Genomic DNA, 17657 nt, shown 5'->3' with positions numbered 1-17657 from the left:
GCCAACCCGACCGCCGCGGGCAATACTCACAGGAAGCTCTCAGTTTCCACGCAACACCGGCTAGCCGATGTCGTCCACTTCAGGACCGGCGCTTTCCCATGCGTTGCGCGCTTCTGACTCCCCCGCCAAGGTTTCGTCCAGCACCTCACAAACGATCGCGAAGGCCGCCGATGGCTGGTAGCCCTTGCGGGCAAGCATCGACGCGAGCCGGCGGGTCTGCCTGTCACGCTCGGTCCTGTCGGAAAGATCCGTGCCGGACCTCAAACGGCGGGCGACCAACTCCCTGGCCGCGTTTCGCTCATCGTCATCGCTTACTTGCGCCAGCGCCTGCTCCGCCGTTTCGGGGTCGATTCCCTTGTCCGCCAATTCACGCCTCAAGGCACCCCGGGCCAGTTTCCGCGACTGCGCACGGCTGCGCACCCACATCTCGGCGAAGTCGGCGTCGTCGATGAGCCGGACTTCCTCGAAACGGTCCAACACGGCTTCGGCCACATCTTCCGGCACGTTCCGCTCAGCTAGCTTGCGCGCGAGCTGAAGCCTGCTCTTGGGCGAGTTGGTCAGTTGGCGGAGCACAATGGCCCGCGCTACCGATTCCGGAGTGGCCTCGGGGTCAGCCGCCACGGAGGAATCCGCAGACGGACCCCAAGACCGGCCGGCCTCTCCGGATTCCGAAGCTGGAGTACGGCCCGAAGAACGGGAAGCACTTGAGGACCGGGAGGAGCCCAGACGCCTAGCCGTCAACGGCCTTCAGCTTTGGCGAGGCCTCGGCTTCGGCAGGCTTGACTCCGACGCCAAGCTTTTCCTTGATGAGCCGCTCGAGGTCCGCGGCCAGCTCCGGGTTGTCCCGAAGGAAGCGGCGGGAGTTCTCCATGCCCTGTCCCAGCTGGTCACCGTCATAGGTGAACCATGAACCGGACTTCTTGATGATGCCGTGCTCGACGCCCATGTCGATAATGCCGCCCTCACGGGAAATGCCCTGGCCGTAGATGATGTCGAACTCAGCGACCTTGAAGGGCGGAGCCATCTTGTTTTTGACGATCTTGGCCTTGGTGCGGTTACCTACCGAATCCGCGCCTTCCTTCAGGGTCTGGATGCGCCGGACGTCGATGCGGATGGAGGCGTAGAACTTCAGGGCCTTACCACCGGTAGTGGTTTCCGGGGAGCCGAAGAAAACGCCGATCTTCTCGCGGAGCTGGTTGATGAAGATAGCTGTGGTCTTCGTTTGGCTCAGCCGGCCGGTGATCTTACGCAGGGCCTGGCTCATCAGGCGGGCCTGCAGGCCGACGTGGGAGTCACCCATTTCGCCTTCGATTTCAGCGCGGGGAACCAACGCGGCGACGGAGTCGATTACGACAATGTCCAGGGACCCCGAGCCGACCAGCATGTCCATGATCTCAAGCGCCTGCTCACCGGTATCCGGCTGCGAAACCAAGAGGGCATCGGTATCGACACCCAATTTCGCCGCGTACTCGGGATCGAGGGCGTGCTCGGCGTCGATGAAGGCCGCAATGCCGCCCTGGCGCTGGGCGTTGGCCACGGCGTGAAGCGCGACGGTGGTCTTACCGGAGGATTCAGGACCGTAAATTTCGACGACACGGCCACGAGGCAAACCACCAATGCCAAGAGCGACGTCCAAGGCGATGGAGCCGGTCGGGATAACCTCGATCGGCGCCCGGACTTCGTCTCCGAGGCGCATGACCGAGCCCTTGCCGAATTGCTTGTCGATCTGGGCAAGCGCTGCCTCGAGCGCCTTCTCACGATCCTGATTTGCCGCCATGGTTCACACCTCTGATGCTTTCTCGCTGTGGACTGGCCTGAGCGGCCGCTTTCCTGTCTCATCCGACGCTAGTACGAGCTGCCGACAATATTGCGTGCGACGTCGTCTATGTGGATAACCACAGGACTCGAATAAGGCGAAAACCGGTCCGTTAGGGTCAATTTTCCTCTGAAAGGAGCATAGCCTCATCCGAACAGATATTCGAACAGCCTTGCGGGCGTGTCCGCCGGGAACCGGAATTCAGAACGTCCCTGAGCCCTTGTCGGAGGGCTTGATGTCCCTGCCTAGCCGTCGCTCCGGAGGAACGTCCTGGACATCGCACAAGGCAAGCCAGACGTCGCGGGGGTTGTAGCCCGCCGCCAAGGCGTCATCTGCCGTACGTCCTCCGACGCCGGCCAATACAAGGGAACTGCTGAGGACCCGGGAGTAGCCAGCCCCGAATTCATCGTCCATCAGCCGCCAGAAGTCACTGATCCGCACCAATAGAGTCTCTCATGGGAGCTGACTCTAGAATGGTTGTCATGAGCAACACTCCCGACGACGCACCTGAGATGGTGGAGGCAGGCGACAACGTCGACGCCGCCCTCCGGCAGGTGGAACACCAGCTGAGCATGTTCTGGCGACGCGCACGCTCGCTGTCCCACCAGTTATCCCGCCAGGTCCATCCCGATATGGAACCAGCCGCTTACGGACTGATGTCGATCATTCGGACGGAGGGTCCCATTCGCCTGACGGAGCTCGCCTCGTGCATCGGCGTCGGGAAGCCATCGGTGAGCCGCCAGATCGCATTCCTGGAGAGCATCGGCATGGTCTACAAAGAGGCCGACCCCCAAGATGGCCGCGCACAATCGATCAGGCTCACCCCCAAGGGCGAAGAAAAGATGCACCAGGTCCAGGACGCACGCCGGCAGGTATTCCGGGAACGCCTCGGCGAGTGGCCGCTGGAAGAAATCCAGACGCTGGCGGAATACATTGAGCGGCTCAACGTCGCCTACGGCGAAGGAATCGGCAAGGACTGACCCCACGAAGCGATAGACACAGACACAAACACAAGAAGGAGGACCTCCAATCGGAGGTCCTCCTTCTTTGCCGGGGTTTTCTTTGCCGGGGTTGGTCCGCCTAGCGGGCTCCCGAGAGCATGCCCTGGGTGAAATCGTCGTTCAGTTCCGCCCTGAGCTCGCGGTCGAGATCGCGGCCGTAACGCTGGGCGAATTCCTGCGGGACAGTATCCGGAACAGCCACGCCTTCGGCGACTGCAACCCTGTCGCTGACTTCGCGGAGCATCCCGGACAGCGGAACGTCCAAGGCTGAGCAGATCGAGGACAACAACTCTGAGGATGCTTCCTTCTGGCCACGCTCAACTTCGCTCAGGTAGCCAAGGGAAACGCGGGCGCTGTGCGAGACTTCGCGGAGCGTACGGCCCTGGCGCTGACGGACATCGCGCAGGACATCACCGATCTCGTGACGCAGTACAACCATTTTGCGCTCCTTCTGTTCGCTCGGTGCCTTCTCGGCCAAGCCCACATCCTTCCAGCGGACAACGCCGTTTACGGATACGGGCTGCTTAACCATCTGTATCGCCTTGCTCCCTCGTGAGTCCGGTTCACCTTCCCGGTGTACCGGTCGTTTTCTACATCCTAGGCGCCCCGGCCGTTCCGGGGCGACACAATGTAACAACTATTGGGCCGCTCTTTTTGTTCCCGGCTACTTTACGTGTGGTAGGTCGGCTTGGACAAGGTACTCCAACAAGCGCTCCAAGGCTGCCACGGTGGCTTGCGCACGGATACCCGGCCGGTCTCCCTCGAAGCTGTAGGCATGGGCGGCAGCCCCGCCTGATGTCGCGACGCCGATGAACACGGTGCCAACCGGCTTCCCGTCGTGCGGCAAGGGCCCCGCAACCCCGGTAGTGGAGACCCCGACGTCGGCCCCGCACGCGCGCCGGGCGCCGTCGGCCATTGCCGCCGCGACTTCGGCGTCGACCGATCCGACGGCGGAAAGCAGCTCTTCGGGCACCCCCAGTATTCCGGCTTTGACCGCGTTCTGATAAGCGACGACCCCGCCCTGGAGCATGCCCGACGCCCCCGGAGTATCGGCGAGGGTGGCGGCAACCAGCCCGGCGGTCAGGGATTCCGCGGTAGCGACGGTGATGCCCCGCTCGATGGCGAGGGCGACGGCGGCCGCCGCAGCCTCCCCAGCGGTACGGCTCATGCCCGCTTCCCTGCCGCACGGAGTTTTGCGGCCTGAATCACGTATTCGACGCCGGTCCACACCGTGATGACGAGGGCGACGATCATCACCAGGAAGGCCACGCTGACGAGCCATGGCGCGAAAGAATTCAGCGGCAGGATGTAGAAGAAGATCGCGACAGTCTGGACGGCAGTCTTGAGCTTGCCGCCGCGCGAGGCCGGCATCACGCCGTAGCGGATGACAAAGAAGCGCAAAGCGGTGATTCCCCATTCGCGCACCAGGATCAGGATGGTGATCCACCACGGGAGCTCCCCCAGTGCCGACAGGAGAACGAGTGCCGAGCCGATGAGCAACTTGTCGGCAATGGGGTCCGCGATCTTGCCGAAGTTGGTGACCAGGTTGCGGCTCCGCGCGATGTCGCCGTCGAGCTTGTCCGTGTAGATCGCCACCGCGAAGGCAACCACGGCGGCCCAGCGCCAGATACCGTGGCGGCTGTTGTCCTCCAGAAGGAACCAGACGAAGAACGGAACCAGGACAATCCGGAGCATCGTCAGGATGTTTGGCAGGTTCCAGATATCGGAGCTGCTGGAACTGGCTTTGCTGCCCTCGGATGTAGTCACCCCTCTAGGCTACCGTCCGGTCAGCGCCCAGGCGTCTTCGCCGCCGTCGTCCTCGTCGTCGGGGCTATCCGCTCCGTCGTAGTAGTTCGTGGCCTGCTTGCGGTTCTCGAGATCAGCGGCCACGAGGTCCTCCGCGTAGCCTCCGACGGCGATGTTCGCGTTCGCGTTCTCACTCAGGGCGGCCGTGTGCGCGTCCGGCGCAGCCGGAGCCTCCTGGCCCTTCATGGCTGCCAGCACGGGAGCGAGGTCGTCCGGCTTGACCAGCACGTCGCGGGCTTTGGAACCCTCGGACGGGCCCACGACGCCCCGCGACTCCAGCAGGTCCATGAGGCGGCCGGCCTTGGCGAAGCCGACGCGGAGCTTGCGCTGCAGCATCGACGTCGAACCGAACTGGGTGGTGACGACGAGCTCGGTGGCCTGGAGCAGGACTTCGAGATCGTCTCCGATGTCGTCGTCGATCTGCTTCTTCTGCGCCTCGGGGGCGACATCGTCACGGTAGACGGCCTTGAGCTGGCCCTTGACGTGCTCCACCACCCGGTGGATTTCGGACTCGCTGACCCAGGCGCCCTGCACGCGCATCGCCTTGGAGGCGCCCATCGGCAGGAAGAGCGCGTCACCCTGGCCAATGAGTTTCTCCGCACCCGGCTGGTCCAGGACCACGCGCGAGTCCGTGACGGACGAGGTAGCGAACGCCATGCGCGAGGGGACGTTCGCCTTGATGAGGCCGGTGACGACATCAACGGAAGGGCGCTGGGTGGCCAGGACCAGGTGGATGCCCGCAGCACGGGCCAGCTGGGTGATGCGGACAATCGAGTCTTCGACGTCGCGCGGGGCCACCATCATGAGGTCGGCAAGCTCGTCCACAATCACCAGCAAGTACGGGTACGGCTTGATCACGCGTTTGGAGTCCACCGGCGGAGTGACCTTGCCGGCGCGGACGGCCTTGTTGAAGTCGTCGATGTGCTTGAAGCCGTAGTTCGCGAGGTCGTCGTAGCGGGCGTCCATTTCACGGACAACCCACTGGAGCGCCTCGGCGGCTTTCTTGGGGTTGGTGATGATGGGCGTGATGAGGTGCGGAACACCTTCATACGCGGTCAGTTCAACACGCTTGGGATCCACCATGACCATGCGGACCTCATCGGGTGTTGCCCGCATCAGGATCGACGTGATCATGGAGTTCACGAACGACGACTTACCGGCACCCGTAGCACCGGCGACGAGCAGGTGCGGCATCTTGGCGAGGTTGGCGACGACGTAGCCGCCCTCGACGTCCTTGCCGACGCCCATCACCATGGGGTGGTCCGTCCGCCTTGCGTTCTGGCTGCGCAGGACGTCGCCGAGGGACACGGTCTCGCGGTCCGTGTTGGGAATCTCGATGCCGATGGCCGACTTGCCCGGGATGGGGCTGAGGATACGGACATCACTCGATGCCACGGCATAGGAGATGTTCTTGGACAAGGCCGTGACGCGCTCTACTTTGGTGCCGGGAGCAAGTTCGATCTCGTAGCGGGTCACGGTGGGGCCACGGCTGAAGCCGGTGACAGTGGCGTCGACGTTGAACTGCTGCATCGTGTCCGTGAGGGCGGCCACGACGGCGTCGTTCGCTTCCGTGCGCTCCTTCGGGATGGACCCCGGAGTCAGGTTGTCCGAGGACGGCAGGGTGTAGGTAACGTCGCCGGCGAGGGAAAGTTGTTCGGTGCGCTGCGGGATGGGCGTGGGCGGCGGTGGCGGGCTGACCGGCGTCGACGGCACAGTAGCCGGCGGAGCGGCCGGGGGGACCATCGGGATCGCTTCGGTGGCGTTGTCAGCAACCGGCTTCGGGCTTCCCAGTCCCTGGGCGGCTTTGATCTTCTCGACGGCGATTTCGGCCTGGGTCGGCCTGCGCACGCCGGGCGGGACGGACGGGACGCCCTTCGCGGGAGGGACGTCGTCGTCGACGATCGCGTGTTCGAAGGCCTCGTCGCCGACATAGCCGTCAATGGTGGGGTCGTCGCCGTGGTCCTTGCCGAACAAGCGTTTGCGGCGCCTCTTCTTCGGTTCGGCGGCCGCCTCGTTTTCGTAGAGGTAGCTGCGGTCATGGGAATCGCCGCGAGGCGCGTCGGCGTCCACCAGGTCGACGCCCATGAGGTGCTCGTACGCGCCGCGGATACGCCGGGGAATGGCGCCGAAAGGCGTGGCCGTGACTATCAAGAGGGAGACGAACGCCAAGGCGCCATAGACCATGATGGGGACAACAGGGTGGATGGCGGCAAGGGGCGAGGCAGCGAGGAAACCGAGCATCCCGCCGGCGCGCCGGAGGCCCTCGAAGCCATCGGCGACAGTCGGCTGCCCCCCGATGATGTGGGCCAAGCCGGTGCCGGCGAACGCCATGATCAGGAATCCGATGCCTACGCGGTTGTTGCCACGGCCATCCCACGGCTGCCGGAAAAGCCGGAACGCGCAGACGAAAAGCATGAGCGGCAGAAGCAGGGACACCCAGCCGAATGTTCCGTTGACGATGCTGTAGACAACATCCGGGAACCACCCTTTGAAGCCCCACCACGCGAAGGTTGCGATGAAGACACCGAGCGCCAGGTTGAAAAGCGCGGCGCCGTCCCGGCGGTCCGCGGGATCAAGGTCACTGACGTCATAGCCGATCCGGCGGATACCCGCACCCACGACGTGCCCGATTCCCAGCCAGGCACCGGCAAGCGCGCGCAGGATCCACGGCTGTTGGGGTTCGACGACGGCGGCCTGCTTGCCGCGGGCCGTGCCTGTACTGCTCCTGCCGGTCTTAGCCTGGGTCCGGCCGCTGCCCGGGCGTGAACCTGCCCCGGCGGGTTTGCTATTGGAGCTGCCTCTAGGCGCGGAGGTAGTACGAGTCGCCATATCGGCCACGCTACCCCAAGCCGGCCGGAAACCCGCGGATTTCAGGGGCGCTGAGGAACCATGTTGCCCTTGTTGAACGATCTGCGGCTTGCCTCTCGGCGAGCCGGCCCCTGAAACACGAGAGGCCCGGTTCATCGGAACCGGGCCTCTCGCGGACTGGGGCTACGCTTCCAGAACCAACGGGATGATCATGGGACGCCGGCGAAGCTTGCGGTTGACCCACGTGCCGATCACACGACGGACCACTTGCTGGAGCTGGTGGTTGGTGTGGTCAGCGTGGTGGAGCACTGCGTCTTCGAGGGCAGCGTTGATCTTGGGGATGATCTCATCAAAGACGGAATCGTCCTCAGCTACGCCGCGGGCGTGGATTTCCGGGCCCGAGACGATCTTGCCGGTGGTCCGGTTGATCACGGTGATAACGGAGATGAAGCCCTCGTCGCCAAGGATCCTGCGGTCCTTGAGGTCGGCGTCGGTGATTTCCCCCACGCTGGAGCCATCCACATACACGAAGCCAACTTCCACCTGGCCCACGACGTTGGCTTTGTGGTCCCTGACGTCAATGACCGTGCCGTTGTCGCTGAGGATCACGCGATCAGAGGGAATGCCGGATTCCTCCGCCAGGTTGCCGTTGGCAATCAGGTGACGGGTTTCGCCATGCACGGGCATCGCGTTCAGGGGCTTGAGGATGTTGTAGCAGTAAAGTAGTTCGCCCGCGGCGGCGTGACCGGAAACGTGCACCTTGGCGTTGCCCTTGTGGACGACGTCGGCGCCGAGTTTTAGCAGCCCGTTGATGATGCGGAAGACCGCGTTCTCGTTGCCCGGGATGAGGCTCGAGGCCAGGATGACGGTATCGCCCTGTCCCACAACCACGCGGTGGTCCCCGTTGGCCATCCGCGATAGCGCCGCCATGGGTTCGCCCTGGGAGCCCGTGGACATCAGGACCACGCGGTGGTCCGGAAGGTTCTCGATGTTCTTGATGTCCACGAGGATGCCTGGCGGGACGTCAAGGTAGCCCAGTTTCGCGGCAATGGCCATGTTGCGCACCATGGACCGGCCCACGAAGGCGACGTTGCGGCCGTGCTTCGCGGCGGCGTCGAGCACTTGCTGCACCCGGTGGACGTGCGAGGAGAAGGACGCGACGATGATCCGCTTCTTGGCCTGGCCGAACAAGCGGTCCAGGGTGGGACCGATTTCCTTTTCCGCCGTGGTAAAGCCGGGGACATCCGCGTTGGTGGAGTCGGCCATGAACAGGTCCACCCCTTCTTCGCCGAGGCGGCCGAAGTGGCGCAGGTCCGTGATGCGGCCGTCGAGGGGCAACTGGTCCATCTTGAAGTCGCCCGTGTGCAGGACATTGCCGCCGGCGGTGCGGATGAAGACGGCCAAGGCATCCGGAATGGAGTGGTTGACGGCAACGAATTCGCATTCGAAGGGTCCGAACTGCTCCACCTGCTGTTCCGAAACCGTGAGTGTGTACGGCTTGATCCGGTGTTCCTGGAGTTTGGCCTCAACCAGGGCAAGCGTCAGCTGGGAACCGACCAATGGCAGGTCCGGACGCAGGCGCAGAAGGTACGGCACAGCGCCGATATGGTCTTCATGGCCGTGCGTCAGGACGATGGCGACTACGTCGTCCAGCCTGTCCTCGATGTACGAGAAATCTGGCAGGATAAGGTCGACACCCGGCTGGGTCTCTTCAGGGAAGAGAACGCCGCAGTCGACTACCAGCAGTTTGCCGTTGATTTCGAAAACGGCCATGTTGCGGCCGATCTCCCCCAGCCCGCCAAGGGGCACAATCCGGAGTGTTCCCTGCGGAAGTTTGGGCGGGGTGACAAGTCCGGGAAGGGCGGTTTGGGTCATAATTCGCTACTTTCCGGCGGAATCGTTCTAGACAGTGAAGTCCATTCCAGCTTCCGCCAAGTCCTCGCGGATGATTGCGATCTCGGCGGCGTCCGGCTCCACGAGGGGCAAGCGGACAACCGAGTTGGGCAGGACTCCCTGCCATTTAAGAATTTGTTTGGCGGAGACGGCGCCTTGGACCCTGGTCATGGTTGCACGGATCACGGGCTCGAGATCGAAGTTGATCTTGCGTGCCGTGCCAAGGTCGTTCGCGTTGACGGCGTCGATGAGTTCACGGAAACGGCGCGTGACAACGTGGGTGGTGACGCCAATCAGGCCCACCGCACCCATGGCCATCCACTGCAGGGTCAGGCCGTCGTCCCCCGAGTAGAAAAGGAGGTCGGTTTCCGCCATGACCCGGGTGGCGGCAGCGAAGTCGGCTTTGGCATCCTTGACCGCAACGATGTTGGGGTGGGCAGCCAAGCCAATCATGGTTTCCGGTGCGATCTGAATGGAGGAACGCCCGGGAATGTCATAGAGCATGACGGGAAGTTCGGTAGCGGACGCAATGGTCTCGAAGTGTGCCTTGACGCCGGCCTGGCTCGGCTTGTTGTAGTACGGGGTGACGATCAAGAGTCCGTCGACGCCGAGCTTGGCGGCTTCCTGGGAAAGGTGCACCGAGTGCGCGGTGTCATTGGTTCCCGTTCCCGCGATGATTGCCGCGCGCCCGCCCACGGCTTCCTTCACGGCGCGGAACATGCCGAGGTTTTCCTCATCGGTGAGCGTGGACGTCTCCCCGGTTGTTCCGGTGACCACCAAGCCATCACAGCCGTCGTCAACAAGCTTGACTGCCAGTTCCGCTGCCTGCTTGTAGTCAACTTCGCCGTCTTTGGTAAACGGGGTGACCATGGCGGTCAGAAGGGTACCGAGAGCAGGAACGTTCGCACGAGAGTCAGACATACGAAAAACGTTACCCTGTCATCCTCGGGTTAGGAGAATGGGGCCCGCGTGATTGTCGTCAAATTCAACGAAATGGGAGCGAGGCCTCAGGCCGAAGCGTCGCTGCGCCGCCCGGGCCTCGACGGCATCTCCGGCGAGCAATACCGGGCCACCGCGGACTCCCGCAAGCGGTCCGCCCACGCCCCCAAGCGCTGGGCAGCCCGCACGTAATCGAACAATTCAACCGGGGTCAACGATTCAAGGTCCGTCTCCGCGAGCCGCCTGGCGAGTTCGGCGCCCGGCTGCTGTTCGCCGAGGACAGTTCCCTCGCGCCTCCACTGCACATCTTCAGGCGGCTCCCCTGTAACGAGCTGCCGGAAGAGGAAATCGACGACGCCCGGGCTCATCGCCTTCATGGGCCCATCCAGGCCTTGGGGATAGCCGTCCGGCCGCTTCGAAGGATCGTTCATGCAGCCATGCTATTCGAACATATATTCGAATACAAGGTGTTTACCCGGGCGCGACAGCCGCTACCGCTCCGCTGAGGTGGGCTCTGTCCGGAAGAGGCGTACGGCGTCGCGCATGGATGCCCTCGCGCGCTTGCGGTCGCCCGCGGCATCGTACGCGCAGCTGAGCCGGAACCAGGAGCGCCAGTCTTCAGGGGCGGCCTCGGCCTCGAGACGGTACTTCTCGAACTCGGCATCCGCGGCCGCACGCACGATGCGGCCTCCGGGCGTGCGGGGCAAGTTGTCCACCGGCAGCCCGCCTTCGGCTTCGAGCACCTTCGCCATCTTCTCCGTGCGTGCGCCGAACACTAGCTCGCGGATCAATGCCCACGCTCCAATGATCGGAAGCACCAGGTAGGCAGCGCCGATTCCCTTGGCCACCAGGTTCGCGTCACCGAGCAGGAGGATCGAGCGTTCGAAGGTGACCACGAGGTAGAGAACCAACAACAGGGTGACGGCACCCACCCAGATCTTGGTGCGGTTCTCCTTGAATCCGTTCCAGAGCGAGCCCATGCGCCTACAGCCCCAGGTCCAGATAGCCGTCCAGGCCGACGGTCAGGCCGGGGTGGGACGCAACCTTGCGCAGTCCCAGCAACACGCCGGGCATGAAGGACGCCCGGTCGAAGGAATCGTGGCGGATGGTCAGCTGCTCTCCCGGGCCACCGAGGAGCACCTCCTGGTGTGCCACGAGGCCGCGCAGACGGACGCTGTGGACGCGGACGCCGTCAACATCGCAACCGCGGGCACCGTCGAGGGCCGTGTTCGTGGCATCCGGGCTGGCCGGGACGCCGGCTTCATCGCGGGCGGCGGCGATAAGCTGGGCCGTCCGGACGGCAGTGCCCGAAGGCGCGTCCACCTTGTTCGGGTGGTGGAGCTCGATGATCTCCACCGATTCGAAGTACTTGGAGGCCTTGGCGGCAAAGGCCGAGGCGAGCACGGAGCCAAGGGCGAAGTTGGGCGCGATCAGGACACCGGACTCCGGGTTCGCGGCAAGCAGCTGCCGCAAGTCTGCGAGGCGTGCCGCGTCCCAGCCCGTAGTGCCGACGACCGCATGCATGCCGTGTTCGACCGCGAAACGGACGTTCGCTTCGGTGCTGTCCGGAACGGTCAGGTCGACGACGTACTTGGCGCCGACGTCGAGCAGGGTATCAAGGGAATCGCCGCGGCCAAGTGCCGCAACGAGCTTCAGGTCAGCGGCTGCCTCGACCGCCTTGACGGCTTCGATTCCCATGCGCCCGTGGGCGCCCAGCACGGCGACAGCAAGTTGTTCGGTCATGGCCTTAACCCTACCGGGCGGTGCGGGCCGGGTGGTCCCTCGGATTCCCCCTAGTCCAGGGTTCGAGCGACAGAACGCGGCCGTACGAGATGTCGAAGGCCCAGCACGGTGAGCCCCAAAACCGAGCCGGCAACGACTGCGAGGATGAGCATGGCCACGATTGGAATCACCAGGGAATCAGCACCGATTTCTTGCCGGGCACCCTCGAGTCCCGGGATGCTGATGGCGATAACGAGCACTGTCGCCACCAGCGTGGGCACAAGGAACCAAAGCCACGATCGGCTTTTGTTGGACATGGGATCACTTTCCTTTCAATCGCAGGGCCGCGAGAAGAAGAACTCCGCTCGACCAGATCACAAGAAGAAGGAGCGCTCCCCAGGGCCCAAGGTTGCCGCCAAGCTCGGGAGTTGCGCTGACGGCTTGCCCCACCAGTATCCCGAGGGTGATATTCGCTACTGACGCGGCGCCCGGGACTCCACTCATCCCGGCGATGAGGAGCGTGATCGGAGCAAGCCAAAAAAGGGTAATGATCACGATTGCCGCGACGGTCGCTGAGCGCACGGCGTATCCGAGCCCTGCACCGAAGCATGAAACGAGTGCAACCGCAGCTATCGAACGCCCTATTGCGGCGACGGAGTCAGCAGAAAAGGGCGCGGAAGTCCCACCGAACACGGTAGCGAACACGCCGACAATGAGCATGGCGAGCAACGCAATTGCTGCAGCAACCCCGCTGTGCCCAAGTGCACTCGCTGCAAGCAGCCGTCCGCGGCGCGGGATGAGCAGCATTCGGAAGCCGATCGCCCCCGTCTGGTAGTCCCTGCCAACGCCGATGGCCGCCGTCAAGGCTGCCACGAATGCGAAGATGTCGGCCCCGGCGGTTGCGATGCCCTCCAGATCCGGTGCCGGCGACGACACCTTCCGATAGATCGCCTGGCCAACGCCGAGCGCCAGTGGCACGGCTGTTCCCAGCAACAGCAAGACCATGGACGGGCGGGTCCGGATGATCCGGGCCGTCTCTGCAAACACGAGCTCGCTTGGCCGTTGCGCGCCTTGCTGGCGAGCGATTCGGACGAGTGGGCGCAGCATCCTCAATGGACCTCTCCTTCGACTTTAGTGTCGACTATCCGCCGATACACATCGTCGAGTGAGACGCTCTCGGTGCGAAGTTCGTCCAACACAACCCCATGCATGGCCGCAAGGGAGAACACCTCACGCGCTGTCAGGCCTGCGATGACCACGGCGCGACCGTTTGCTTCGACGATGGCGCCGCCGCTCCTCTTTGCGACCGCGACGAGGGTGTCGGCGTCCTCGGTTATGACGCGGACACGCGCCCCGGCTCCACGTGCGAGGTCGGCAAGGCTGCTTCGGAGTTTGAGCACGCCGTCGCTGATCAGTACGACGTCGTCAGCTACGAGCTCAAGTTCTGTGATGATGTGCGATGAAAGCAGTATCGCGGATCCAGCATCACGAAGTTGGAGGAGCAGGTGGCGCAGCCACTGTATACCGGACGGGTCAAGACCGTTGAGCGGCTCATCGAGGACGTAGTTGCCAGGGTTGCCCATGATGGCTGCGGCGAGCGCGAGACGCTGCCTCATGCCAAGGGAAAGCTCGCGCACCCTCCGTCGGCGCCCCTCACCGAGGTCGACCACGTCCAGCACCCGTTCGGCCCGGGCCTTGTTCACGCCTTGAATTCTTGCGCAGTACCGGAGGAGCTCGATCGCGCGGAGGTCAGGGATCAACGCCCCGGCGTCGAGGACCGCCCCAACGCTCTGGCGTGGATTGGGAAGCTCCCCGTACGGGCGGCCGTCGAACAAGGCCCGTCCCGAATCGGGCTTCTCAAGGCCGAGGGCGGTTCGCATCGTGGTGGTCTTGCCAGCGCCGTTAGGCCCGATGAAGCCGACGATGCGGCCGTCGTCGACGCTGAAAGTAACGTCATCGACCCGTGTCTTTCCGCCGTATGACTTCGTGAGTCCAATCACTTCGATCATGATGCGCGCACTTGGACTCGTGAGAGCGCTTCCATCAAAGTCGCGTGACCTTGGCCCCGGAGGAACGCTCTGATCGTCCGCGGCACTGTGCCGCCGACTCGGAACGCGAGCACGCAGAAACGCCATCCGGACGCGGTGCCGTAGACCGCCGTCGAGGTGGGACTTGTTGAGGGGAGCACCCACGCCTTAGTGCCAAGCACCCCCGACCTCACTAGCCATAACCGGCTCTCACCGGAGAAATCAGCGCGCTTAACCGCCAGTTGTGCCACTGCGGTCGCGATGACTACCAAAGCCGTGATCGCGACGGCACCCGGAAGTGAAAGCAGAGCCGCAAGCGAGCCCGCCACGGCTCCTCCGACCATCAAACCCGCGCCCCATCCCAGGAGCGGGTGCATGCTGGCGACCTCAACGCGGCTGGCGATGCGGAGTCGCGGGAGGTACTGCACCACGAATGCGTCGATGTCTGAGTGGCGGCCAACCGGGATCACAACTGTACGGCTCGCGCTTCCGGACCCCTGACCCCGCACGATCACCCGGAGCGAGTGTCGCCCAAACACCCGCATCGCGACGTTTTGCCGCATTTCCAGTGCATCGATTCGGTCGACGCAAATGGAATGATCCACGGTAGATATCAGCCCGCGCGATACCTTCATCTTCAGGATGCCGTCAGAGTCGTGTTCCACGCGGACGAGCATCTTCGCATATTTCAGATAGGCCACCAATGCGCCGTAGGCAACGCTGGCGGCAAGTATCAAGGGCGTCGCGGCCAGCGCAAGGCCCGGATGGGCCCGCCATTGCTCTACAGTCCACTCAAGCTGAGCGAAACCAGTGTTCCCGCTGATCCGCGAGATCAACGACCAAAGCACCGGAATGAGAAGCATGTACTTGCCATAGGTGAGGGATATAAGCCAGTAGTCCGCGTTCCGAAGCGAAACCGCACTCGTCACCACGGACGGCGTTTCAGTAACGCCTTCAGGCGGCTCATGCAGGCCGGACCCTACGGCTGCACTGACATCCTTGGCCTTCAGGGTCGGATGAACACCGCAGACTCGTGCAATCTCATCGACTTGATCACGTGTGACCGCGTGCAGAAGCAGGCTGGCGCGTCCTCCCGCAGTACTCTGGACCCGCACCTCAAACAGCTGCCATAGCCGGTCCAGGCCGCCCTGCGAGAGGTGGATGCTCGCGATGTCGTTGCGGGCGAGGGTCAAGGTCTCCCGCGAGAGGAGGCCTCGTCGATAGTGGAAGCCGTCCGACCGTACATCCCACGTGGTCGCCAGGTAGTCGTAGAAGATCACATGGATCCGGGTATAGACGAAGTATGCGAGGATCCCCCACAACACCACTGCAGTTCCGCCTTCGAACGTGGAGATCGCGAAGACCAGCCCGACGATGATGAGTAGAGACTGTGGCAGACCCCTCAGGAGTCTGACAAGCATCAACAGTGGTGAATTGCGCATCACTCGGCTCCGCTATCGACGTTTTTCAAAGCTCCCCGCAGTCGTTCAGCATCCCTTTCTTCCAGGCAGGGAACCATGAACTCCCTGCCCAGTACACCTACGTGCACACTTGCAAGTCCAAAGTTGCGCAGCACGGGACCGCGGCGAAGCCGGACATAGAGAATCTGTGCCCTCGGCACGAACGTCTCGCGTCGAATCCAACGGCCCTGACCAATCGACAGCCCCAGCCGCTCCACGCGATAACGGAAGGTGCGGGCGCGTCCCGGGTTGACGATCAGGCACTCAGCGAACGTCGAGACAACAGTCACCACCGCCAAGACAATGAGTACGGTCGCAAGCCAGCCGCCTCGAATGACCTGATGCAAGCCGAGCAGCACGACGCAAGCCGTAAGCCCCGTGCACGCGGAGGTAATATTCCACACTGTCACCGCGCGGGAGCTCACCGATGCTGAGAACGTCCCTGCGGCATCATCTGTTTCCGCCACCCTCACCATCCCTCGCTGTGCCCCTCTCAGGCCGTCACGGTCGTTGCAGTCATCGCGCGTCGGTTGCTCGCACGGGGTCGTTTGAAACGGGAAAGGGCGACTCGCGTGGGCTGGCCGCGCCCTTTCCCGCTGCTCACAGCCCGATGATGTCCCGGATCCGCCGAACGACCCAATCGATCGTCCGGCCGGCGTTGAGCCAGTCCAGAATCGTGCGCCAGTTGGCCGTCACCCAGTTGACCGCACGAGAACCCAAATGTGCGACTGCCCTGATGACAGCGAGAATGATGGCAGGCATCGACCCACTTCTCCTTCCTCTCAGTGCGACCTTGTTGTCGCCACTGACTAGGATTCATCTCAACCTCACTCCTCGAACACCGTCTTCCGTATCGACTCAGACATCGTTCGGATGCACCCTTTTCTCTTCGCATTCAACCGAATGGCATAGCTTCTTTCGCATAACTGATCCCCTAGAACCTGGGCACTGTCGCCGTCACGGTCCACCCCGTTTCATCACCGCCTGCCTCGAACGTCCCGCCCAGCAGCATCACACGGTCGTTCATCCGCTTCAGTCCGTACCCGGCCTCATCCGTGCCCAAGTCGTCCCCGCCGCTGGACGGGGCATTCCAGACCAGCAAGGTGACGCCTTCACGATCAGACGTGACAGCCAAACGAATCAACGGGGTCTGACGGGCGTGCTTCATAACGTTCGTGGCGGCTTCGCGTGCGATGTGCACGAGCGTGGTCTCGATGGTGTTCGACATTGAAATCTCGCTGCCGGGGAGGGAGAGCTCCACCGAGGCTCCCATCGATCCGAGTCCGAGGGACAAGGACTCCAACGTCGCTGACAGGGACACGGTCCCTGCTCCGGCTCCTCCAACGGCCTCGTCCCTCCCCTGGACCAAACGCAGCATCCGTCGGATGTCTGTGAGCGCCTGTGTCGCGGCGTCTGTGATCGCACGCCTCGACGTATCCCTGGACACGGGGTCGTCCACGAGTTCGAACGCCCGGGCCTGCATAACAACGGTCGTGATGTCGTGGGCAATAATGTTGTGCAGCTCATCGGCGATCCGGTCCCGCTCCATTTGTACGGCGGATGCCGATTCCCGTTTGAGCCGATCAATGTCAGCAGCAAGCTGACTTTCCCGTGCACGACCCCCGCGGAATCCCCAACCGATCAGTCCTGAAGCGACGCCAACGGCAACGCCCCCGACCCCGCCGCCTTGTACAAACCCTTGGCCAAACCCTTCGGCAACGATCGCCCACGCCACTGTGGCGACGCAGTATGAGACGCTCAGCCACCGGCCGCACGTACTCGTGACCAAGCCGACCGAGATGGCGACGGCAAGCGAGTAGGACCCACCAGCGCCAAGCAGTGTCGCGACGAGGCCCCATGTCGCGAGCACCGTCGCCGCCACCCGCGGCCGCCAGGCAAAAGCTCCGATTGCGATGAGCGCACCGATGTCAACGATCGCGGTGGGCAGCGGCGTCCGGGCAAGGAACGCGAGCACACCGTCCGCCAGCAACGCCACCCCGACGACGGCCGCCAATGCGCGACGAGCACCGACCGGCAACGTGGCGAAAGTCCAAAAGCCCCGCAAACCCGCAGATCCGTGGACGTTGCGGGTAGCTTCTGCCAGGCCGCTTCGCTTCATCCCCCAATTATCCAGTTGAAGCGCGGGGACCCTTAGCGACAAAGCCTCATTGTCTTGCACATGATC

The 17657-nt window shown here is 63.5% G+C and carries 20 protein-coding genes; 1 reads left to right on the top strand and 19 read right to left on the bottom strand.

Annotation, left to right across the window (positions count from 1 at the left end):
- Window positions 1–60: 60 nt before the first annotated feature.
- From J2S96_RS11570 to J2S96_RS11560, 3 genes are all read right to left on the bottom strand, one after another.
- Window positions 61–621 carry a regulatory protein RecX gene (locus tag J2S96_RS11570; RefSeq protein WP_306863270.1) on the bottom strand — a complete coding sequence of 187 codons (561 nt, stop codon included), beginning with the start codon at window positions 619–621 and terminating at the stop codon, window positions 61–63.
- 109 nt (window positions 622–730) lie between these two features.
- The gene (gene recA, locus J2S96_RS11565) at window positions 731–1777 is read right to left on the bottom strand and encodes a recombinase RecA (RefSeq protein ID WP_306863268.1); all 1047 of its coding nucleotides are present in this window, start codon (window positions 1775–1777) and stop codon (window positions 731–733) included.
- Window positions 1778–2017: 240 nt separating this feature from the next.
- Window positions 2018–2257, bottom strand: a complete 240-nt coding sequence (locus J2S96_RS11560) for a DUF3046 domain-containing protein (RefSeq protein ID WP_306863265.1) — start codon at window positions 2255–2257, stop codon at window positions 2018–2020.
- 41 nt (window positions 2258–2298) lie between these two features.
- On the opposite strand from J2S96_RS11560, the gene J2S96_RS11555 reads away from it, so the two are divergent.
- Window positions 2299–2796: a MarR family winged helix-turn-helix transcriptional regulator gene (locus tag J2S96_RS11555; protein WP_306863262.1), complete on the top strand. Its 498-nt coding sequence runs from the start codon at window positions 2299–2301 to the stop codon at window positions 2794–2796.
- Window positions 2797–2896: 100 nt separating this feature from the next.
- Here J2S96_RS11555 and J2S96_RS11550 read toward each other — a convergent pair whose 3' ends face one another.
- The 16 genes from J2S96_RS11550 to J2S96_RS11475 form a co-directional block, all read right to left on the bottom strand.
- Window positions 2897–3349, bottom strand: a complete 453-nt coding sequence (locus J2S96_RS11550) for a helix-turn-helix domain-containing protein (protein ID WP_306863259.1) — start codon at window positions 3347–3349, stop codon at window positions 2897–2899.
- Between the two features lie 132 nt (window positions 3350–3481).
- Window positions 3482–3985 (bottom strand): CinA family protein, encoded by a 504-nt coding sequence (locus J2S96_RS11545; protein ID WP_306863256.1) that lies wholly within the window; start codon window positions 3983–3985, stop codon window positions 3482–3484.
- Entirely contained in the window at window positions 3982–4584 is a 603-nt protein-coding gene (gene pgsA / locus J2S96_RS11540) for a CDP-diacylglycerol--glycerol-3-phosphate 3-phosphatidyltransferase (protein WP_306863253.1), read from the bottom strand. The genes J2S96_RS11545 and pgsA overlap by 4 nt, the downstream gene beginning before the upstream one ends.
- A gap of 9 nt (window positions 4585–4593) precedes the next feature.
- Window positions 4594–7452, bottom strand: a complete 2859-nt coding sequence (locus J2S96_RS11535; RefSeq protein WP_306863250.1) for an FtsK/SpoIIIE family DNA translocase — start codon at window positions 7450–7452, stop codon at window positions 4594–4596.
- Window positions 7453–7614: 162 nt separating this feature from the next.
- A complete protein-coding gene (locus J2S96_RS11530) occupies window positions 7615–9306 on the bottom strand; it encodes a ribonuclease J (protein WP_306863247.1) in 1692 nt (563 codons plus the stop codon).
- A 27-nt stretch (window positions 9307–9333) separates the two neighbouring features.
- On the bottom strand, window positions 9334–10245 hold the full coding sequence (gene dapA, locus J2S96_RS11525; RefSeq protein WP_306863244.1) for a 4-hydroxy-tetrahydrodipicolinate synthase: 912 nt from the start codon (window positions 10243–10245) through the stop codon (window positions 9334–9336).
- A gap of 86 nt (window positions 10246–10331) precedes the next feature.
- Window positions 10332–10694 carry a hypothetical protein gene (locus J2S96_RS11520; protein ID WP_306863241.1) on the bottom strand — a complete coding sequence of 121 codons (363 nt, stop codon included), beginning with the start codon at window positions 10692–10694 and terminating at the stop codon, window positions 10332–10334.
- Between the two features lie 60 nt (window positions 10695–10754).
- Window positions 10755–11243, bottom strand: a complete 489-nt coding sequence (locus tag J2S96_RS11515; protein ID WP_306863238.1) for a hypothetical protein — start codon at window positions 11241–11243, stop codon at window positions 10755–10757.
- A 4-nt stretch (window positions 11244–11247) separates the two neighbouring features.
- Window positions 11248–12006: a 4-hydroxy-tetrahydrodipicolinate reductase gene (gene dapB, locus J2S96_RS11510; protein WP_306863235.1), complete on the bottom strand. Its 759-nt coding sequence runs from the start codon at window positions 12004–12006 to the stop codon at window positions 11248–11250.
- Window positions 12007–12056: 50 nt separating this feature from the next.
- On the bottom strand, window positions 12057–12302 hold the full coding sequence (locus J2S96_RS11505; RefSeq protein WP_306863232.1) for a hypothetical protein: 246 nt from the start codon (window positions 12300–12302) through the stop codon (window positions 12057–12059).
- A 4-nt stretch (window positions 12303–12306) separates the two neighbouring features.
- A complete protein-coding gene (locus tag J2S96_RS11500) occupies window positions 12307–13092 on the bottom strand; it encodes a hypothetical protein (RefSeq protein WP_306863229.1) in 786 nt (261 codons plus the stop codon).
- A gap of 2 nt (window positions 13093–13094) precedes the next feature.
- A complete protein-coding gene (locus J2S96_RS11495) occupies window positions 13095–13994 on the bottom strand; it encodes an ABC transporter ATP-binding protein (protein WP_306863225.1) in 900 nt (299 codons plus the stop codon).
- Complete coding sequence (locus J2S96_RS11490; protein WP_306863222.1) at window positions 13991–15454, bottom strand: PH domain-containing protein; 1464 nt, start codon at window positions 15452–15454, stop codon at window positions 13991–13993. The genes J2S96_RS11495 and J2S96_RS11490 overlap by 4 nt, the downstream gene beginning before the upstream one ends.
- Window positions 15454–15939 (bottom strand): PH domain-containing protein, encoded by a 486-nt coding sequence (locus J2S96_RS11485; RefSeq protein ID WP_306863219.1) that lies wholly within the window; start codon window positions 15937–15939, stop codon window positions 15454–15456. The genes J2S96_RS11490 and J2S96_RS11485 overlap by 1 nt, the downstream gene beginning before the upstream one ends.
- Before the next feature lie 133 nt (window positions 15940–16072).
- Complete coding sequence (locus J2S96_RS11480) at window positions 16073–16234, bottom strand: aureocin A53 family class IId bacteriocin (RefSeq protein ID WP_306863216.1); 162 nt, start codon at window positions 16232–16234, stop codon at window positions 16073–16075.
- 172 nt (window positions 16235–16406) lie between these two features.
- Window positions 16407–17591, bottom strand: a complete 1185-nt coding sequence (locus J2S96_RS11475) for a sensor histidine kinase (RefSeq protein WP_306863213.1) — start codon at window positions 17589–17591, stop codon at window positions 16407–16409.
- Window positions 17592–17657 lie beyond the last annotated feature (66 nt).

Source organism: Arthrobacter bambusae (assembly GCF_030812595.1).
Taxonomy (GTDB): domain Bacteria; phylum Actinomycetota; class Actinomycetes; order Actinomycetales; family Micrococcaceae; genus Arthrobacter; species Arthrobacter bambusae_B.
The sequence above is the reverse complement of the archived record's forward strand: the minus strand, read 5'-3'. Positions and strand labels throughout refer to the sequence as shown.